Below are 17,859 nucleotides of genomic sequence, written 5' to 3'. Positions count from 1 at the left end.
TAATGAAGGTTTTTAAATGGGTTGTGGCTTCAATGATGATGGGCGCGATTTCATTTTCTGCGATGGCGGCGAAAGAGGTCACCAAAGAAGAAGTTAAGAAGATGAACCTGCAGAAGATTGGTACGGTCAATACCACGGCGGAAACCACCTCGCCAATGGATGCGAAAAAAGTGCTGTCGCAGCTTGCTGATGAGAAAGGGGGCAAATATTACCTGGTCATCGCGGGCCGTGAGCACGGTAAATTCAGCGCCACGGCTGACGTCTATAAATAATTAGCGTAACCACATAAACTGCCAGGCATCCAGCCTCACCGGCTGGGTGCCATCAACCTTCCTGCCACTCACCACATCCTGCAAGGTATGCGCCACCGGCAACCGGGTCTCAACCGGACGCCCGCCGAGATTAAACACGCACAGCAGTCCGTCACCGCTTTCTGGCTGATGCCGCCGCATCACCAGCAGCGCATTTTCGCTGTCGTAGAGCGTCATCGGGTTATCGGGATGAAACGCCGGCTGACGACGACGCAGCTGAATCAGCTTACCCAGATGGGTATAGATTTGCTGGCGCAGCCAGTCACCTCCTGCCAGCGCTGCCTCAATCTCTTTTAAAGGGTACTTCTGACGATTAATTGCCCGGTTATGTCCTGCCGCCCGCACGCCATCATAGTGGTTGCGTGAGCCGAGAATGCTCTGGATGTAGATAGCCGGCACGCCGGGGAAGGCCAGCAAAATGGCATGCGCCAGTAAAAATCGCTGCAGGCGGGTCGCGTCATCATCGGTTTCGCGGTTTAACGCATCCAGGTAGGTGACGTTGATTTCATACGGGCTGGTGCTGCCGTCCGGGTTGTTTTTATAGGAGACCAGCGCGCCCTCCAGCGCCAGATCGCGCACCAGCGCCACAATCTCCACCTCGCTCAGAATGCCGCGCGCCGGATTCAGCCCGATACCGTCGTGCGACGCCAGGAAGTTGAAGAAGGTGGTGTCATTACTGCTGAGATCGAGGCTGCTGGCCCACTGCCGCAGTGCGCGCGCCGAGCCGGTGTGGATGCCGTGCAGCACCAGCGGTGGCAGTGAAAACTGGTAGACCATCTGCGCCTCATCATGGCCGTTGCCCAGATAGCTGATGTTGTCCTGATGCGGCACATTGGTCTCGGTGATAATCACCGTGCCCGGCGCGACAATATCGGCGATGGCGCGGAACAGTTTCACCAGCTGATGGGTCTTTTCCAGATGAATGCAGCGGGTGCCGGGCGTTTTCCACATGTAGCCCACCGCATCCAGCCGCACATAATCCGCCCCGCGCTTCAGGTAGTCGAGCAGTACGTTGACCATGCGCAGCAGCACCATCGGATTGGCGAAGTTGAGGTCAATCTGATCGGCGCTAAAAGTGGTCCAGATAAAGCGGGTCTCGCCATCGGCCATCTGAAACGGCGTCAGCAGCGGTGAAGTGCGCGGGCGGGTTACCGCGCTGAGATCGGTGGCGGGCGGCATGCTGATAAAGAAGTCATCCCAGCCCGGGTCCTGCGCCAGAAAGTGTCTGAACCACGCGCTGTGCGACGACATATGGTTACAGACAAAATCAAACATCAGCCGGGTTTCCTGATGCAGCCGCGCCACATCCTGCCAGTCGCCACACAGCGGATCGACCTGATGATAATCAATCACCGAGAAGCCATCGTCAGACGACCAGGGGAAGAACGGCAGCAGGTGCACCAGCGGGAAAATAGATTGCAGGTGCTGCTGATAGAAACGGGAAAAGGTGCTGAGCGTCGGCTTATCGGCTTCGCGAAACTGATCGGCGTAGCTGATCAGCACCACGTCCTGCTCATCCCAGTGCGCTTTACGCGGCAGCTTGATGACATCGCGCGCTTGCGCAATATCCGCCAGCAGCTGAGTACGCATTGCCGCGGGAAAAGTGCCAGCATAAATCTTATCGATTAGATCGGTGATCGTTTCCATCGTGAGTTGGGTGCCACAGCAGGTGTTGTTTTTATGACAGGCGTCTTTCTAGCGTAGCGCTATGGCAGGGATTTTCCACTGAGGGAGTGAGATTGAAAGGGGGGCAAGCTGCGCCCCCCTGAAAAAGCTAGCGTTTCTTACCGAATGCGGCGGCCAGCGCATCGCCCATCGCGCTGTTACCGGCTGGCTGGCTGGCCGGACGAGGACGTCCTTTGCCACCGGCGGGCCGTTTGTCGTCGCGCGGCGCGGCGTTTTTCGCTCCACCACGGGCGTTGCCTTCACCGGGCTGCTCATCCAGACGCATCGTCAGGGCAATTCGCTTGCGCGGCAGGTCGACTTCCATCACCTTCACTTTGACGATATCGCCCGCCTTCACCACCTGGTGAGGATCGTCGACGAAGCGGTCGGAGAGTGACGAGATGTGTACCAGACCATCCTGATGCACTCCGATATCGACGAATGCGCCGAAGTTGGTGACGTTGGTTACCGCACCTTCCAGAATCATGCCCGGCGTCAGGTCATTCAGCGTTTCGACGCCTTCAGCAAACTGCGCGGTTTTGAATTCAGGACGCGGGTCGCGGCCCGGCTTCTCCAGCTCTTTCATGATGTCAGTTACGGTCGGTAAACCGAAACGCTCATCGGTGAAATCGTGGGCGCGCAGATTACGCAGGCTACCAGGGTTGCCCATCAGGTCGCTCAGCGCCTGTTCGGTGGCGGCCAGAATCCGCTCCACCACCGGATAGGCTTCCGGGTGGACGGTCGAGGCATCAAGCGGGTTGTCGCCATGATTGATGCGCAGGAAGCCGGCACACTGTTCAAAGGCTTTCGGGCCCAGACGGCTGACTTTCAGCAGCTGCTGGCGATTCTGGAACCGGCCGTTCTCATCACGCCAGCCGACAATATTCTGCGCCATCATTCGCGTCAGACCGGCAACGCGGGTCAGCAGGGGCACCGACGCGGTATTCAGATCCACACCGACGGCGTTCACACAGTCTTCCACCACCGCATCCAGTTTCTTCGCCAGCTGACTCTGACTGACGTCATGCTGGTACTGGCCGACACCGATCGATTTCGGGTCGATCTTCACCAGCTCCGCCAGCGGATCCTGCAGACGCCGCGCAATGGAGACTGCGCCGCGCAGCGAAACATCAAGATCCGGGAACTCCAGCGCCGCCAGTTCAGACGCCGAGTACACCGAGGCGCCGGCTTCGCTGACAATCACTTTCTGCGCCGTGACCTGCGGGAACTGCTGTTGCAGATCGAGGAAGAAACGCTCGGTTTCGCGCGACGCGGTACCGTTGCCAATCGCCACCAGCTCAACCTGATGTTTGATGCAGAGCGCGGCCACGGCAGCGGCCGCTTTCGCCGTCTGGCCGGTGTGTGGATAAACGGTATCGGTCGCCACCAGTTTGCCGGTCGCATCCACTACCGCCACTTTGACACCGGTACGCAGACCCGGATCGAGGCCCATGGTGGCGCGCATGCCAGCCGGTGCCGCCATCAGCAGATCGTGCAGGTTGCGGGCGAAAACGTTGATCGCTTCATCTTCAGCACGCTCGCGTACCGTGCCCATCAGCTCGGTTTCCAGATGCAGCATCACCTTGATGCGCCAGGTCCAGCTCACCACCGCTTTACGCCAGCTGTCCGCCGGGGCGTTATTCAGACGCAGGTTAAGGTGCTCGGCAATCAGCGTTTCGCCATGGCTTTCACGTGGTGCTTCATCGAACTGCGGATCGGCGTTGAGCGACAGCTGCAGTACGCCTTCATTACGGCCACGCAGCATCGCCAGCGCACGGTGTGACGGCACGCTGCTCAGCGCTTCATGGTGATCAAAATAGTCGCGGAACTTGGCACCCGCTTCTTCTTTACCTTCCACCACGCGCGAAACCAGATGGGCATTCTTCCACAGGTAGTTACGCACTTTCGCCAGCAGGGCGGCGTCTTCGGCGAAACGCTCCATCAGGATATAGCGGGCGCCATCCAGCGCGGCGCGCACGTCAGCCACGCCTTTATCGGCGTCGACGTAGCGTTCAGCCAGCTGTTCAGGCGAGTGGGACGGATCCTGCCATAAGGTGTCGGCCAGCGGTTCCAGACCGGCTTCAATCGCGATCTGACCACGGGTGCGGCGTTTCGGTTTATAGGGCAGGTAGAGATCTTCAAGCTCGGTCTTGCTGAGGGTGGTATTGATGGCGCGAGCAAGGTCGTCGGTGAGTTTACCTTGCTCGTCAATCGACTTCAGAATCGACTGACGGCGCTCTTCAAGTTCACGCAGATAGCTGAGGCGGGTTTCCAGCTGGCGCAGTTGGGTATCATCCAGCCCACCGGTGACCTCTTTACGATAACGTGCGATAAACGGCACGGTATTCCCTTCATCTAACAGGCGAACGGCGGCATCAACTTGCTCTGCCCGCGCCTGTAGCTCACTGGCAATTATCTGGCTCAGAACTTTCATCATCAGGACTGTCTTGCTTTCCGGGTTGAGAAATAGCGGACAGTTATACGGATTGATGGTTGAAATTGCCAGAGATGCGGCCGGCTTTCAGCGATATTCTGAATCACCCTTCCTGATAGCGGATTTCATTGACATACCACAGCGCCGGACCGGCTGGCGTCTCGACGGTAGCGGCATCACCAACCTCTTTTTTCAGCAACGCGCGTGCCATCGGCGAGTCAATGGAGATGTAATCTTTGCGGCCGAAAATCTCATCATAACCCACAATGCGAAAGCGCTTAACGTCACCGTCATCGTTTTCAATTTCGACCCAGGCACCAAAGAACACTTTGCCATCCTGCTGCGGCGAATAGTCTACGATGCGCAACTGTTCCAGACTTTTGGTCAGGTAACGTACGCGACGATCAATTTCACGCAGGCGCTTTTTGTTGTACTGATAATCGGCGTTTTCACTGCGATCGCCGAGGCTGGCAGCCCAGGTGACTTTTTTGGTCACTTCCGGTCGCTCTTCACGCCACAGGTAGTCGAGTTCTGCTTTCAGCTTATCGAAGCCTTCGCGGGTAATCAGTCGGGTTTTCATGCTGCATTGGCCAGAAAGAATCAAAGAGCGTCAGTGTAAGGCAAAGGGGGCGTGGCAAAAAAGAGTCGGGGAACGGGTTTTTAAAGTCTAAAAACCCACGTTGACTTCCCCGGCGGCGAAAAGGGTGGCTGCAAAAACGTGTTCTGAAGCCGATAGTGACTGAAGCCAATAAAGCAGAGGGTAAAAATTATTTTCCGGCGTGGGTCGCCGTGGTCGTCGAGGTGCTGCCGTGTCCGTCACCGCCGCCACCGGCGGTAGCCAGTGCGACACCGAGCAGGGCGGCAACCGCGCCGACGCCGATGGCATTAGAGTTCCCTTGTGCAGTGGTGGTCGCCTGAGCGCCCGCCGCTTCACCTGTAGCGATAGCTGCGTAAGTTGGGCTGACGCTGCCAAATGCCAGCGCGCTCAGCAGTAAAATTGTTTTTTTCATTGTGTTATCCCCGTTGAGACGTCAATTGATGCCAGAGCAGTCTGGTTGAAATTTTCCGGGGCGAAAAGTTGGCTTTACTGATTGATTTAATGAACTTTATTTTTAACTGGCCTTGCTAAAGGCGTCGGTCAAAATAATCCGAGAGAAGTCTGGCGGGAATAAACGGTTTGCTGGAATTTTATGCTGCGAAAGCGGCAATGCTGTAGATTATCTAGAGCTAATCAACAATGATGGCTGATGTTTAAGTCAAATTCTCTGTTAACCTGCTGAATTTGCTGGCTGAATAAAAACTGGCGCGTTTCTGACGCCAGCGATGAAGAGAAATCAGAGCGATATTTCGGAATTGCCGTAATTCTGTTATTCAGGCTGAAAAGCGGTTATATCCCGGTGCTGATGCGGTTAAATTAAATATAAGCTGCTGTTTAATATGCTTTGTAACAATTTCGGCTAGAATATAAACCATTAATGACTGTCACTATAAGGCATCTTTTTTTAACAATGTTGGCTCAGGCAATAGCGCCTTTGGGAGTTGAAAATGCAAGAGAACTACAAAATTCTGGTCGTCGATGATGATATGCGTCTGCGTGCACTGCTTGAACGCTATCTCACCGAGCAGGGCTTTCAGGTGCGCAGTGTTGCTAACGCCGAGCAGATGGACCGTTTGTTAACCCGTGAATCTTTTCATCTGATGGTGCTCGACCTGATGTTACCTGGCGAAGATGGCCTGTCGATCTGTCGCCGTCTGCGCAGCCAGAGCAACCCGATGCCAATCATTATGGTGACCGCCAAGGGCGAAGAAGTGGATCGCATCGTCGGGCTGGAAATCGGCGCGGATGACTACATCCCGAAACCGTTTAACCCGCGTGAACTGCTGGCCCGTATCCGGGCGGTGCTGCGTCGTCAGGCCAATGAACTGCCGGGCGCGCCTTCACAGGAAGAGGCGGTCATCGCCTTTGGTAAGTTCAAGCTCAACCTCGGTACCCGTGAGATGTTCCGCGAAGATGAGCCAATGCCACTCACCAGCGGCGAGTTCGCGGTGCTGAAAGCGCTGGTCAGCCATCCACGTGAGCCGCTGTCGCGCGATAAGCTGATGAACCTGGCACGTGGCCGCGAATACAGCGCCATGGAACGCTCGATCGACGTACAGATCTCCCGCCTGCGTCGTATGGTGGAAGAGGACCCGGCGCATCCGCGTTATATCCAGACCGTCTGGGGCCTGGGCTACGTCTTTGTACCGGACGGCAGTAAAGCATGAGGCGACTGCGCTTCTCGCCACGCAGTTCGTTTGCCCGCACCTTGCTGTTGATCGTTACCCTGCTGTTTGTCAGCCTGGTAACGACCTACCTGGTGGTGCTGAACTTCGCCATTCTTCCCAGTCTGCAACAGTTCAATAAGGTGCTGGCCTACGAAGTGCGTATGCTGATGACCGACCGGTTGCAGCTGGAAGATGGCACGCAGCTGGAAGTGCCACCGGCGTTTCGCCGGGAAATCTACCGCGAACTGGGGATCTCGCTCTATACCAATGCAGCAGCAGAAGAGAGCGGATTGCGATGGGCGCAGCACTATGAATTCCTGAGCGAGCAGATGGGCCAGCAGCTTGGCGGTCCTACCGACGTGCGGGTTGAGGTTAATAAGAACTCCCCGGTAGTGTGGCTGAAAACCTGGTTGTCACCTGACATCTGGGTGCGGGTGCCGCTGACCGAAATCCATCAGGGCGATTTTTCGCCGCTGTTCCGCTACACCCTGGCGATTATGCTGCTGGCGATCGGCGGCGCCTGGCTGTTTATTCGCATTCAGAACCGACCGCTGGTCGATCTGGAGCATGCCGCCTTGCAGGTCGGACGCGGCATTATTCCGCCGCCGCTGCGCGAATATGGTGCCTCGGAGGTGCGTTCGGTCACCCGTGCCTTTAACCAGATGGCGGCAGGCGTGAAGCAACTGGCCGACGATCGCACCCTGCTGATGGCGGGCGTCAGCCATGATTTGCGTACTCCGCTGACCCGCATCCGTCTCGCCACCGAGATGATGAGCGAGCAGGATGGCTATCTGGCAGAGTCGATTAATAAAGATATCGAAGAGTGCAACGCCATCATCGAGCAGTTCATCGACTATCTGCGTACCGGTCAGGAGATGCAGACCGAGCGCGCCGATCTCAACAGCGTGCTGGGCGAGGTGGTGGCCGCTGAGAGCGGATATGAACGTGAGATTGAAAATGCGGTGATGCCGGAAGAGCTGATGCTGGATATCAATCCGCTGTCGATCAAACGCGCGCTGGCGAATCTGGTGGTTAACGCGGCGCGGTACGGTAATGGCTGGATCAAGGTCAGTAGCGGACGGGAACTGCATCGCGCCTGGTTTCAGGTGGAAGATGATGGTCCGGGCATCAAGCCGGATCAGCTGGCGCATCTGTTCCAGCCGTTTGTGCGCGGTGATAGCGCCCGCAGCACCAGCGGTACCGGGCTGGGGCTGGCGATTGTGCAGCGTATTATCGATGCGCATCAGGGATCGCTGGAGATTGGTGAGAGTGAACGCGGCGGGTTACGGATCCGTGCCTGGCTGCCGTTAGTTGAAACTCTGGCGCTGAGCCACAACAACAGCAGCAACAGCGTTTCAGGCTAAAAAAACCGGCGCGGGCAGGGTGCCGCGCCGGTTTTTTTTAGCGTTGCGGACCGGCTTTGACCAGCGCCGCACCGGCTTCGTTATCGGTATATTTGGCGAAGTTATCAATAAACCGCTGCGCCAGACCCTCGGCTGCTGCGGTCCACTGCTCCTCGCTTTCCCAGCTGCGACGCGGATCGAGCGTATCGGCATTCAGCTCACCCAGACTCACCGGCATCTGCAGATTAAAAATCGGCAGCGTTTCTGTCGGTGCATCATCCAGTTCACCGGCCAGAATCGCGTTGATGATGGCGCGGGTGTTCTTCAGAGAGATACGTTTGCCGCTGCCGTTCCAGCCGGTGTTAACCAGATAAGCCTGCGCCCCGGCCGCTTCCATCCGCTTCACCAGCACTTCGGCGTACTGCGTCGGATGCAGCGTCAGGAACGCCGCGCCGAAGCAGGCAGAGAAGGTCGGCGTCGGCTCAGTCACACCGCGCTCGGTACCGGCCAGCTTGGCGGTAAAGCCCGACAGGAAATGATACTGAGTCTGCTCAGGGGTCAGGCGGGAGACCGGTGGCAGCACGCCAAAGGCATCGGCGGTCAGGAAGATCACCTTCTTCGCGTGGCCCGCTTTGGAGACCGGCCGCACGATGTTGTCGATATGGTCGATCGGGTAAGAGACGCGGGTATTTTCGGTTTTACTGCCGTCGGCGTAATCGACGCTGCCATCTTCGCGCACCACCACATTCTCCAGCAGCGCATTGCGGCGAATCGCATGGTAGATCTCCGGCTCGGCCTGCTCAGAGAGGTTGATGGTTTTGGCGTAGCAGCCACCCTCGAAGTTAAACACCCCGTCGTCATCCCAGCCGTGCTCATCATCGCCAATCAGCTGACGCTGTGGATCGGTGGAGAGCGTGGTTTTGCCGGTGCCGGACAGGCCAAAGAACACCGCAACGTCGCCCGCTTTGCCGACGTTGGCGGAACAGTGCATAGAAGCAATGCCTTTCAGCGGCAGCAGGTAGTTCATCACCGCGAACAGCCCTTTTTTCATCTCGCCGCCGTACCAGGTTCCGCCGATCAACTGCATCCGCTCGGTCAGGTTGAAGGCAACGAAATTCTCTGAATGCAGCCCCTGCGCCTGCCAGTCCGGGTTGGTGCATTTCGCGCCGTTCATCACCACGAAGTCGGGGGTAAAGCTGGCCAGCTCCGCCTCATCCGGCTGGATAAACATGTTTTTCACGAAGTGCGCCTGCCAGGCCACCTCGGTGACGAAGCGTACGCTCAGGCGGGAGTCGGCATTGGCCCCGCAGAAGGCATCCACCACAAACAGGCGCTTGCCGGAAAGCTGCCGGGTAACGCACGCTTTCAGCGCGTTCCAGGTCTCCTGCGACAGCGGCTGATTATCGTTTTTGCCGGTGCCCTGATCGTTCCACCACAGGGTATCGCGCGTGGTGTCGTCACGCACAATGTACTTATCCTTTGGCGATCGCCCGGTAAAAATCCCGGTATCCACGGCAATCGCGCCGCTCTGCGTCAGGGTGCCACGTGCAAAACCATCGAGGTCCGGGCGTGTCTCTTCCTGAAACAGCGTGTCGTAATCAGGGTTGTAGACCACTTCCGTGGTATCCACGATGCCCAAAGCGGCAAGGTCTTGCGAGGTCAGGCCGTTAACGCGCATTTTACTGCTCCTTAAATCGGTGTCTGTTCTGCAAAGCAGAGATAGGTTGGGATCGTGCCGCCCGGCACCCTTCATTGAGGGTTAACAGCCCGTCGCCAGCTTGCCGCATCCGAAAAGCAGGCCGGTTCAGGCATCTGCCTCTGGATTATGGGCGGCTGCACGATCGCGCGCAGTTTACTCCTCTGCGTTTCGGGAAAAAGTCTGGTGATCTAAAAATGCGACTCAGGGCGCGTTAAGACTATGTTTCGAACGTTTTGAAGATGTTATGAAAGTAAAAAAAGATAATTTCTCAAGAAAATTATGGGGATAGGCGGAGCGGGGCGGGAAAGGGCGGCTAAAGCCGCCCGATAAATCAGTGCAGACGGTCGTTGTTTTCCAGCGAATGGCTACGGATGCCGGCAATATCGACAGCATCAAACACGTAGTTTGAGCCGCAGTAATCACAGTGCATGTCGATTTTGCCATCTTCCGCGATGATCTCATCGACCTCTTCCTGCGGCAGCGTTTTCAGGACTTCGCCACAGCGCTCACGCGAGCAGGTGCATTTGTAGATCACCGGCTGCGGATCGTAGAGGGTCGCTTCTTCCTGATGGTAGAGACGCCACAGTACCTCATTGGCCGGCAGATCGATCAGCTCGTCGGTTTTGATGGTTTCGGTCAGCGTTGCCAGATGGTCGAACGCTTCTTTCTCCGTCTCCTGCGCTGGCATAACCTGCAGCAGGATACCGGCTGCGCCTTTCTCGCTGGTGCGGATAAACAGCCGCGTCGGCAGCTGCTCTGAGCGCATGAAGTAATCTTCCAGGCATTCGGCCAGCGTCTCGCCTTCCAGCCCGACCACGCCCTGATAGCGTTCACCTTTCTCCGGAGAGATGGTGATCACCAGATAGCCGTTGCCGACCATGCTTTTCAGCGTGCTGTCGGCCGGAATGTCGCCTTTAATCCGCGCCACGCCGCGCAGCTCCTGATTGTTGTTGCCGTTAATTACCGCCAGCGACAACGGACCGTCACCCTGCAGCTGCACGGTGATTTCGCCGTCAAACTTCAGCGTGGCGGTCAGCAGGCTGGTTGCCACCAGCATCTCACCCAGCAGGGTATTCACCGCGGCCGGATAGTCGTGGTTCTTCACGGTTTCGCGCCAGGTGTTAGAGACGTTCACCAGCTCGCCACGTACCGCGGCATTTTCAAACAGATAACGGTGCAGTTGATCCTGGACTGACATATTTTTTTCTCTCGTTGGGGCGGGGCGGTGACGCGTCAGTTAAGACGGCGCTACTCATCGCCCGATAATTTAAACTTCATCAAATCGCGACGCTCTTTCTTATCAGGTCGCCGATCGGGATGTGGCATCGTCAGGGCATTCATCTTGCGCGCCTGCGCCACTTTCTCGCGTTTTTCGATGCTGGCATCCGTTTCCCGATAGAGCTGCTGGGCTTCACTGGCCGGGCGGCGTTGATTACTGATTTCCACCACCACCACCGTCCGTTCATCGTTGCCCTGGCGGAGTGTCAGCTCTGCATTCAGCTCCACCAGCTTGCCGGGTTTGCTGCGCTGACCGTTGTAATGCACCTTGCCGCCTTCAATCATCTCGCGCGCCAGCGCACGGGTTTTATAAAAGCGGGCTGCCCACAGCCACTTATCGAGGCGCACGCCTTCGCTGCTTTTCTCTTTCATTGCTGCTCCTGACTCAGATCAGCGTCTGGTAATCGCTCACCGCGACGTGACGCTCGAAGATTTGCTCAGGACGGCCCGAATCGGGATTACTTACGCCTAAGCACCAGCCGATGCCGGCTAACTTCGCCGCATCCAGAATCACTTCGCTGTCATCGATAAACAGCGTACGCCGTGCGCAATAGCCGGTGTGCTGTTGTACCGCCTGCCATAAACGTTGGTCTTCTTTCGGATACCCAAAGGTATGGGTAGAAAGTAATAAATCAAGGTGTGGCGCTAAACCTGTCTGCGCCAGTTTGACGTCCAGATTGTAAGGATGCGCATTGGTGAGCAGAATGGTGCGCTTGCCTGCGCGTCGCAGTGCCTGCAGAAACGGCAGCGTATCGGCACGAAGCGCCACGCGGCTGCGCAGTTCCCAGGTCATGGTGCGGATATCCAGCGCCAGTGCCTGCGCCCAGTAATCCAGACAATACCAGTTTAGCGTATGAGCTACGGCCTGATACTTTTCCGCGATGATCTGTTCCGCCTCATCCGGCGTGATGCCGCGTTGCTGGCTGAGGATGGCAGGCACATGCTCCAGCCAGAAGTGACGGTCAAACGACAAATCCAGCAGCGTGCCGTCCATATCCAGCAGTACGGTATCAATCTCAGACCAGTCGACGATCATGGTGTCTCACCCTGTAAAAAACCGGGCGACAGGGTAGCACAGAAGGGCAGGGCTCAGAATAACGAGCGCACACCCTGCAAAGTGCCGAGGTTATGGTTGAAGCACTTGTCGTAATAGTGCTGGATATCGGTCATCCGCTGACGATTACGGTGCATGCGGCGCAGCGCCAGCAGACCGTTGATCACTGCGCAGGTAACCAGCACCAGCAGCAGCAGGGCGGTGCCGAGATAACGCCACTGCGCCATCGCATCCGGCTCATTATGCAGCGCGATGTGGCGGGTGCCGTTGGCATCGGTCGACAGGCTGGTGATAATGCCGCTGGCGCTGAACGGCGTGTGCAGCAGCATAGTGGACATACGCTGCAGCTCGCGCCACTGAGACGGCGGATCGAGGTCAAACAGGGAAACGCTCGGCTGAGGCTGATTCACCAGCTGGCGACCCTCATCGCTGACAATCAGGAAACCGCCTGGCGGTGGGCTGTTAAGGTTTTCCGCCGCGCGCCGGGTTTCACGAAAGAAGAAGGTCGAGGTGGCGGTATTCACCAGGTTTTCCAGCGCCTCGGCACTGACCGGACGCAGCAGCACATTCATACCGTTCAGCTGACCCGAGTCGGCCCGGCGCACCAGCGCTTCCCAGTCTTTCGCGTTGCCTAAATTGACCAGTGCGTTCTTTAACCGCACGCAATCCTGCGGCTGATTACACAAATCCTGCGTCTTCATCACCAGATCGGAGAAGTCATCCAGCAGGATCATGCCGGATTTCTGAATCGCGGAGGCCAGCTGCGGGTTCAGTTTCGGATCGGTGTTGGTTTCCGGGTGCAGCTGCCGTGTCGTGGTCTCCAGCAGGGCGGCGGCCTTGTCGATGATGTCCGACTGCGGCTGCGGCAGAGGCGTCGCGTTATTCCAGTAGACCGCCGAGCAGTCGAACGGCATAAAGGCGTAATTACGGTTGCTCTGATAATTGTCAGGCACCGAACACATGCCGGTGCCGGTGACCTTGAGGCTATCACCGATATTCAGCGGCACGCTGCTGAGCTTATCAACGCTGCTCACTTCCAGACTGTCGGTGCCTTTAGCCCAGGCCAGGCTGAGTTTGATCGGCATGCTGAGCGGGATCCAGGTCACCAGCAGGGCCAGCACCGCCAGCGAACCACAGGCCAGCACCACGTTTTTACGCCAGCGCTGGATGGGAAAGTTTTTCACTTCATCCTGCAGCGAAAGGAACCGGCCCTGACGCACCACCTGACGGTTCAGGTAGATTTCCACATCGGTAACCTGACCGAGATCGTGCGCCACATAAGGTTGCCAGTGCGGCGGATAGGCGAGGTCGATAATCCCCAGCGTGATGTTGCTCTGTTCCTGATTAGACTCGCTGAACAGGCCCCAGCGCTTCGGCGCGCCGCGCAGACAGTGAATATCACGCAGGCCGCGTTCACCAGGAACCCGATAGAGCAGCCACAGGCTGGCGGCGATCATCGCTGCGCCAGCCAGCACCAGCCAGATCATCAGGGTGGCCGGCACCAGCAGGCTGAAGAAGAATAACAACAGGGCGAGCGAGATAATGACCGCTTCACGGGTGCCATCCGGACGCGACAGACGATACTCTTCCGGCGTCTCTTTACGCACCTTAAGCAGCTCAACGCTCTCGGTTTCCGCTTTGCGGATCGACGCATTGGTTGAGACCGGACGCATCAGCGTCGGCAGGGTTTGTTGATCAACAGCGTAATCGACCAGCGAATGACCGTTTAGGGAGATTACCAGCGGGATCGATTGGGTTCGGATCAGTTCAACGTAGTTTTCATCGGTGATGTACTGCTCCCACAGCGGCGGCAGATGAACTTCGACTTCATCGAGGTAGTAGCGCCATTTATGGGGATCGTCGGTCGACAGGCCGTAGCGGGTAATCGCACGGGTGACCGGATAGACGTTATTACTTTGTGCGGTCAGGGTCAGACGTTCAGGCGCGGCGCGTTTGCCCGTTGTAACGGTAGTGCGCGGCTGCTTTTCCAGCGCAGCGACATACTTATCGACCGCCTTACGCTCCTGATCAGACAGTTTGCGGCAGGGCGGACTGATAAATGGCAGTGGTTTCGCCAACGGCGGACGATGCCGCATAGCGTACCAAAACCCAATGCCTGCCAGAATTGAACAGGTTAGCACTATGGCCAATATCGTAAAGATTGTGCTCATACTCTGCTCAACTCAGCCAAAATGCTGTCTTCACTTTAAACTTACGCTCCCGGATACGCCCATTATTTAAGACAAATTATGGGGGGTTAAACAACTCTGACGAGTCAAGCATACAAAAAAATAGTACTGAAAATCATTAAATTAGCATTTGTTAAACCCTGCCTTGCCCGAATGGTAACCGTCTCAGACTGAATTAAATATCGGTATTATCTGAAACTGATCGGGGTGTATTGACTAATGCAAATTTTTTCATACTGATAACCACAAGGGGGTAGTGGCTAACCGTAAACGGCGTAACGACAACCTCATGGTCTGACTGTCGCACAATTGTCTGCGGTTAGGTATGCTAATTCGTTCCTGAGAGCCGGCGCAGTAAAGTTTGAGGCTGATATGAAAAACCCGTTAAAAAAACCTGACATCCTCAATGTAACAGCCGTGGCGCGTTCACGATTGTTTACCATCGAAGCGGTCGATCTGGCCTTTAGCAATGGTGCGCGGCGCGTTTATGAGCGGATGAAACCCTCAGAACGTGAGGCGGTCATGATTGTGCCGATCATTGATGACCATCTTATTCTGATTCAGGAATATGCCGTGGGGCTGGAAAGCTATGAACTGGGCTTTCCCAAAGGGCTGATCGATGCCGGTGAGTCAGTTAATCAGGCTGCCGACCGCGAACTTAAAGAAGAAGTGGGCTTTGGCGCAGGTCAGCTGACCCCGCTGGGCAAGCTGACGATGGCACCCTCCTACTTTTCCAGCAAAATGAACATCGTGATTGCTGAAGGGCTGTATGCCGAAAAGCTGGAAGGGGATGAACCAGAACCGCTGATCGTGCATCGCTGGCCGCTGAGCGACATGTTGTCACTGTTACAGGAGCCTGATTTCCGTGAGGCGCGTAACGTCAGTGCACTGTTTATGGCGCGCGAATGGCTGGTGAAGCAGGGGCGTCTGGGTTACTGAGTCAGACCTACTGAGTAAAAACGTTCTGCATAAAAAAAGGCCGACATCTGTCGGCCTTTTGTGATCTGCGTTGCACATCAGAACAGTTCGTGGCTCTGGCCATTATCCATAATGGTGGTGCCGACATCATGTACCGAATATTCGGTTGGCTGAGTCCCTTCGATGAAGTATTCCTGACGGGTGTTGCCACCGCCGTTCGCCAGCTTGCCGGTACTGCGATCGATGGTCACCGTGACAATGCCTTCTGGCGGCGTTAACGGCTGCACCGGCACGCCATCCAGCGCACTCTTCATAAATTCATCCCATGCTGGCTGCGCGCTCTTCGCACCGCCTTCATAGCCTGAAATCTGATCGGGGATCGCGCCTGACAGCGTGCTGCGGCCCAGATTGCGGCGGGCATCGTCAAAGCCAATCCACACTGAGGTCACCACGCCCGGACCGTAACCGGAGAACCAGGCATCTTTCGAGCTGTTGGTGGTACCGGTTTTACCGCCGATGTCATTACGCTTGAGATCACGACCGGCGCGCCAGCCGGTACCCATCCAGCCTGGCTCGCCGAAGATATTCGAGTTCAGCGCGCTCTTGATCAGGAAGGTCAGCGGCGTGTTGATCACGTGCGGCGCATAGTTGCCCTGCTCAGGCGGGGTGGGCACCTGCTCCAGTTCGGGCTGTGGCACCGCCTGATTCTGGTTTTTATCGGATGCCGCCACGTTTTCAACGCTCTCTTCGTTCAGTGCCAGCGCTTTTTTGGTATCGCCGTAGATCACCGGCAGATTGCACTGCGGACAGGCAATTTTCGGTTTCTCTTCAAACACTACGCCGCCCTGTTCATTCTCGATGCGGGTGATGAAGTAAGGGTCGACCAGGAATCCGCCGTTAGCCATCACTGAGTAGCCGCGAACCACCTGTAACGGCGTAAACGAGGCCGCACCCAGCGCCAGCGACTCGGTATGCACGATGTTTTGCGCCGGGAAGCCGAAACGCTGCAGATACTCTGCGGCATAATCGACGCCCATTGCCCGCATCGCACGTACCATCACCACGTTCTTCGACTGGCCTAAGCCCTGACGCAGACGAATCGGGCCATCATAGGTTGGCGGGGAGTTTTTCGGCCGCCAGTCAGCACCGGCACCGGCATCCCAGCGTGAAATCGGCACGTCATTAAGAATCGAAGCCAGCGTCAGGCCACGATCCATCGCGGCGGTATACAGGAAAGGTTTGATGTTCGAACCCACCTGACGCAGCGCCTGAGTCGCACGGTTAAACATGCTCTGGTTGAAATCGAACCCGCCGACCAGCGCACGCACTGCGCCGTCGTTCGGATCGAGTGAGACCAGTGCGGAGTTCACATCCGGAACCTGACCCAGCCACCATGCATCGTCGACCTTGCGCACCCAGATCTGCTGGCCGGGCTGTAATACCTGGCTGACGCTTTTCGGCGTTGGGCCCTGCACGGTGTCAGACTTATAAGGACGGGCCCAGCGAACGCCCGCTAAGGTCAGCGAGACATTGCTGCCATCTTTCATCATCACGGTCGCCTCATCGCTCCGTGCTTCGGTGACGACCGCCGGCTGAAGCGGGCCGTAGACCGGCAGCGTCTTCAGAGCTTTCTCGATCCGCGCCTGATCCCACGCCGGTTCGCCAACTTTCCATAGCACGCTGGTCGGGCCGCGATAGCCATGACGCATGTCGTAAGCCATCACGTTATTGCGCACCGAGGTCTGCGCCGCCTGCTGCAGGCGACGGGTCACCGTGGTGTAAACCTTGTAACCGTCGGTATAGGCATTTTCACCGTACCGTTTCACCATCTCCTGACGCACCATCTCGCTGAGATAAGGGGCGGAGAAGGCGATTTCCGGACCATGATACTTCGCCACCAGTGGCGTATTACGCGCCTCGTCGTACTGCTGCTGGGTGATGTAATGCTGATCCAGCATGCGCGCCAGCACCACGTTGCGACGTGATAAGGCGCGGCTGTGCGAGTAAAGCGGGTTGAACGTCGAAGGCGCTTTCGGCAGACCGGCAATCATCGCCATTTCACTCAGCGACAGCTGATCGACCGGCTTACCAAAATAGACCTGCGAGGCAGCACCGACGCCGTAGGCGCGATAGCCGAGGTAAATTTTATTGAGGTAGAGCTCAAGAATTTCATCTTTATTCAGCAGCTGCTCAATACGAATCGCCAGAAACGCTTCCTTTATTTTACGCATCAGCGTGCGTTCCGGACTCAGGAAGAAGTTACGCGCTAACTGTTGAGTAATGGTACTGGCGCCCTGTGAGGCGTGGCCCGACACCAGCGCAATGCTGGCGGCACGGAAGATGCCGACCGGATCGACGCCATGATGCTCATAAAAACGGCTATCTTCAGTCGCAATAAACGCTTTCACCATCTCAGGCGGGACTTGCTGCAGCTTTAAAGGAATACGGCGCATTTCACCGTACTGCGCGATCAAATCGCCCTCAGCGCTGTAAACCTGCATCGGCGTTTGCAGACGCACATCTTTCAGCGTGTTCACATCGGGCAACTGTGGCTCTATGTATTTGTACAAACCATAAATCGAGCCTGCTCCCAACAACATGCAACACACTGCAAGGATCAATAAATACTTTACGAACTTCACCTGGAATTTCCCATCTGTTGTCGTTTGAGCAGTTTATAAACAACCGCGCGGTAGTATAAAG

General features: G+C 56.7%; 14 protein-coding genes. 4 read left to right on the top strand and 10 right to left on the bottom strand.

The window, feature by feature from the left end; all coding sequences use genetic code 11:
- The first annotated feature begins 2 nt into the window (after positions 1 to 2).
- Positions 3 to 272 carry a YdgH/BhsA/McbA-like domain containing protein gene (locus FHW04_RS08935; RefSeq protein WP_031375651.1) on the top strand — a complete coding sequence of 90 codons (270 nt, stop codon included), beginning with the start codon at positions 3 to 5 and terminating at the stop codon, positions 270 to 272.
- Here FHW04_RS08935 and FHW04_RS08930 read toward each other — a convergent pair whose 3' ends face one another.
- The 4 genes from FHW04_RS08930 to yjbE all read right to left on the bottom strand — a co-directional run bounded on the left by FHW04_RS08930 (position 273) and on the right by yjbE (position 5,420).
- Positions 273 to 1,958 carry a sugar phosphorylase gene (locus tag FHW04_RS08930; protein ID WP_069729419.1) on the bottom strand — a complete coding sequence of 562 codons (1,686 nt, stop codon included), beginning with the start codon at positions 1,956 to 1,958 and terminating at the stop codon, positions 273 to 275.
- A gap of 127 nt (positions 1,959 to 2,085) precedes the next feature.
- Entirely contained in the window at positions 2,086 to 4,413 is a 2,328-nt protein-coding gene (locus FHW04_RS08925) for a Tex family protein (protein WP_069729418.1), read from the bottom strand.
- A gap of 100 nt (positions 4,414 to 4,513) precedes the next feature.
- A complete protein-coding gene (gene greB / locus FHW04_RS08920; RefSeq protein ID WP_031375653.1) occupies positions 4,514 to 4,990 on the bottom strand; it encodes a transcription elongation factor GreB in 477 nt (158 codons plus the stop codon).
- A 187-nt stretch (positions 4,991 to 5,177) separates the two neighbouring features.
- Entirely contained in the window at positions 5,178 to 5,420 is a 243-nt protein-coding gene (gene yjbE, locus FHW04_RS08915) for an exopolysaccharide production protein YjbE (protein WP_031375654.1), read from the bottom strand.
- A 535-nt stretch (positions 5,421 to 5,955) separates the two neighbouring features.
- Here yjbE and ompR point away from each other — a divergent pair.
- Positions 5,956 to 6,675, top strand: coding sequence for a two-component system response regulator OmpR (gene ompR / locus FHW04_RS08910; protein ID WP_001157751.1), 720 nt, complete (start codon positions 5,956 to 5,958; stop codon positions 6,673 to 6,675).
- Positions 6,672 to 8,039, top strand: a complete 1,368-nt coding sequence (gene envZ / locus FHW04_RS08905; protein WP_031375655.1) for a two-component system sensor histidine kinase EnvZ — start codon at positions 6,672 to 6,674, stop codon at positions 8,037 to 8,039. The genes ompR and envZ overlap by 4 nt, the downstream gene beginning before the upstream one ends.
- 37 nt (positions 8,040 to 8,076) lie before the next feature.
- Here the strand turns inward: envZ and pckA are convergent, their stop codons facing one another.
- The 5 genes from pckA to FHW04_RS08880 form a co-directional block, all read right to left on the bottom strand.
- Positions 8,077 to 9,696, bottom strand: coding sequence for a phosphoenolpyruvate carboxykinase (ATP) (gene pckA / locus FHW04_RS08900; RefSeq protein ID WP_069729417.1), 1,620 nt, complete (start codon positions 9,694 to 9,696; stop codon positions 8,077 to 8,079).
- A 352-nt stretch (positions 9,697 to 10,048) separates the two neighbouring features.
- Positions 10,049 to 10,915 (bottom strand): Hsp33 family molecular chaperone HslO, encoded by an 867-nt coding sequence (gene hslO / locus FHW04_RS08895; protein ID WP_031375657.1) that lies wholly within the window; start codon positions 10,913 to 10,915, stop codon positions 10,049 to 10,051.
- Positions 10,916 to 10,965: 50 nt separating this feature from the next.
- Positions 10,966 to 11,367, bottom strand: coding sequence for a ribosome-associated heat shock protein Hsp15 (gene hslR / locus FHW04_RS08890; RefSeq protein WP_031375658.1), 402 nt, complete (start codon positions 11,365 to 11,367; stop codon positions 10,966 to 10,968).
- A 13-nt stretch (positions 11,368 to 11,380) separates the two neighbouring features.
- Positions 11,381 to 12,031 (bottom strand): GMP/IMP nucleotidase, encoded by a 651-nt coding sequence (gene yrfG, locus FHW04_RS08885; protein ID WP_089562397.1) that lies wholly within the window; start codon positions 12,029 to 12,031, stop codon positions 11,381 to 11,383.
- 53 nt (positions 12,032 to 12,084) lie between these two features.
- Positions 12,085 to 14,220: an intracellular growth attenuator family protein gene (locus tag FHW04_RS08880; protein WP_089562396.1), complete on the bottom strand. Its 2,136-nt coding sequence runs from the start codon at positions 14,218 to 14,220 to the stop codon at positions 12,085 to 12,087.
- Positions 14,221 to 14,610: 390 nt separating this feature from the next.
- Between FHW04_RS08880 and nudE the strand changes: the two genes are divergently transcribed.
- A complete protein-coding gene (nudE, locus tag FHW04_RS08875; protein WP_031375661.1) occupies positions 14,611 to 15,177 on the top strand; it encodes an ADP compounds hydrolase NudE in 567 nt (188 codons plus the stop codon).
- A gap of 77 nt (positions 15,178 to 15,254) precedes the next feature.
- On the opposite strand, the gene mrcA is transcribed toward nudE, so the two are convergent.
- Complete coding sequence (gene mrcA, locus FHW04_RS08870; protein ID WP_031375662.1) at positions 15,255 to 17,798, bottom strand: peptidoglycan glycosyltransferase/peptidoglycan DD-transpeptidase MrcA; 2,544 nt, start codon at positions 17,796 to 17,798, stop codon at positions 15,255 to 15,257.
- Positions 17,799 to 17,859: the final 61 nt, after the last annotated feature.

Source organism: Pantoea sp. AN62 (assembly GCF_050432985.1).
GTDB classification, from domain to species: Bacteria; Pseudomonadota; Gammaproteobacteria; order Enterobacterales; family Enterobacteriaceae; genus Pantoea; species Pantoea brenneri.
The sequence above is the reverse complement of the archived record's forward strand: the minus strand, read 5'-3'. Positions and strand labels throughout refer to the sequence as shown.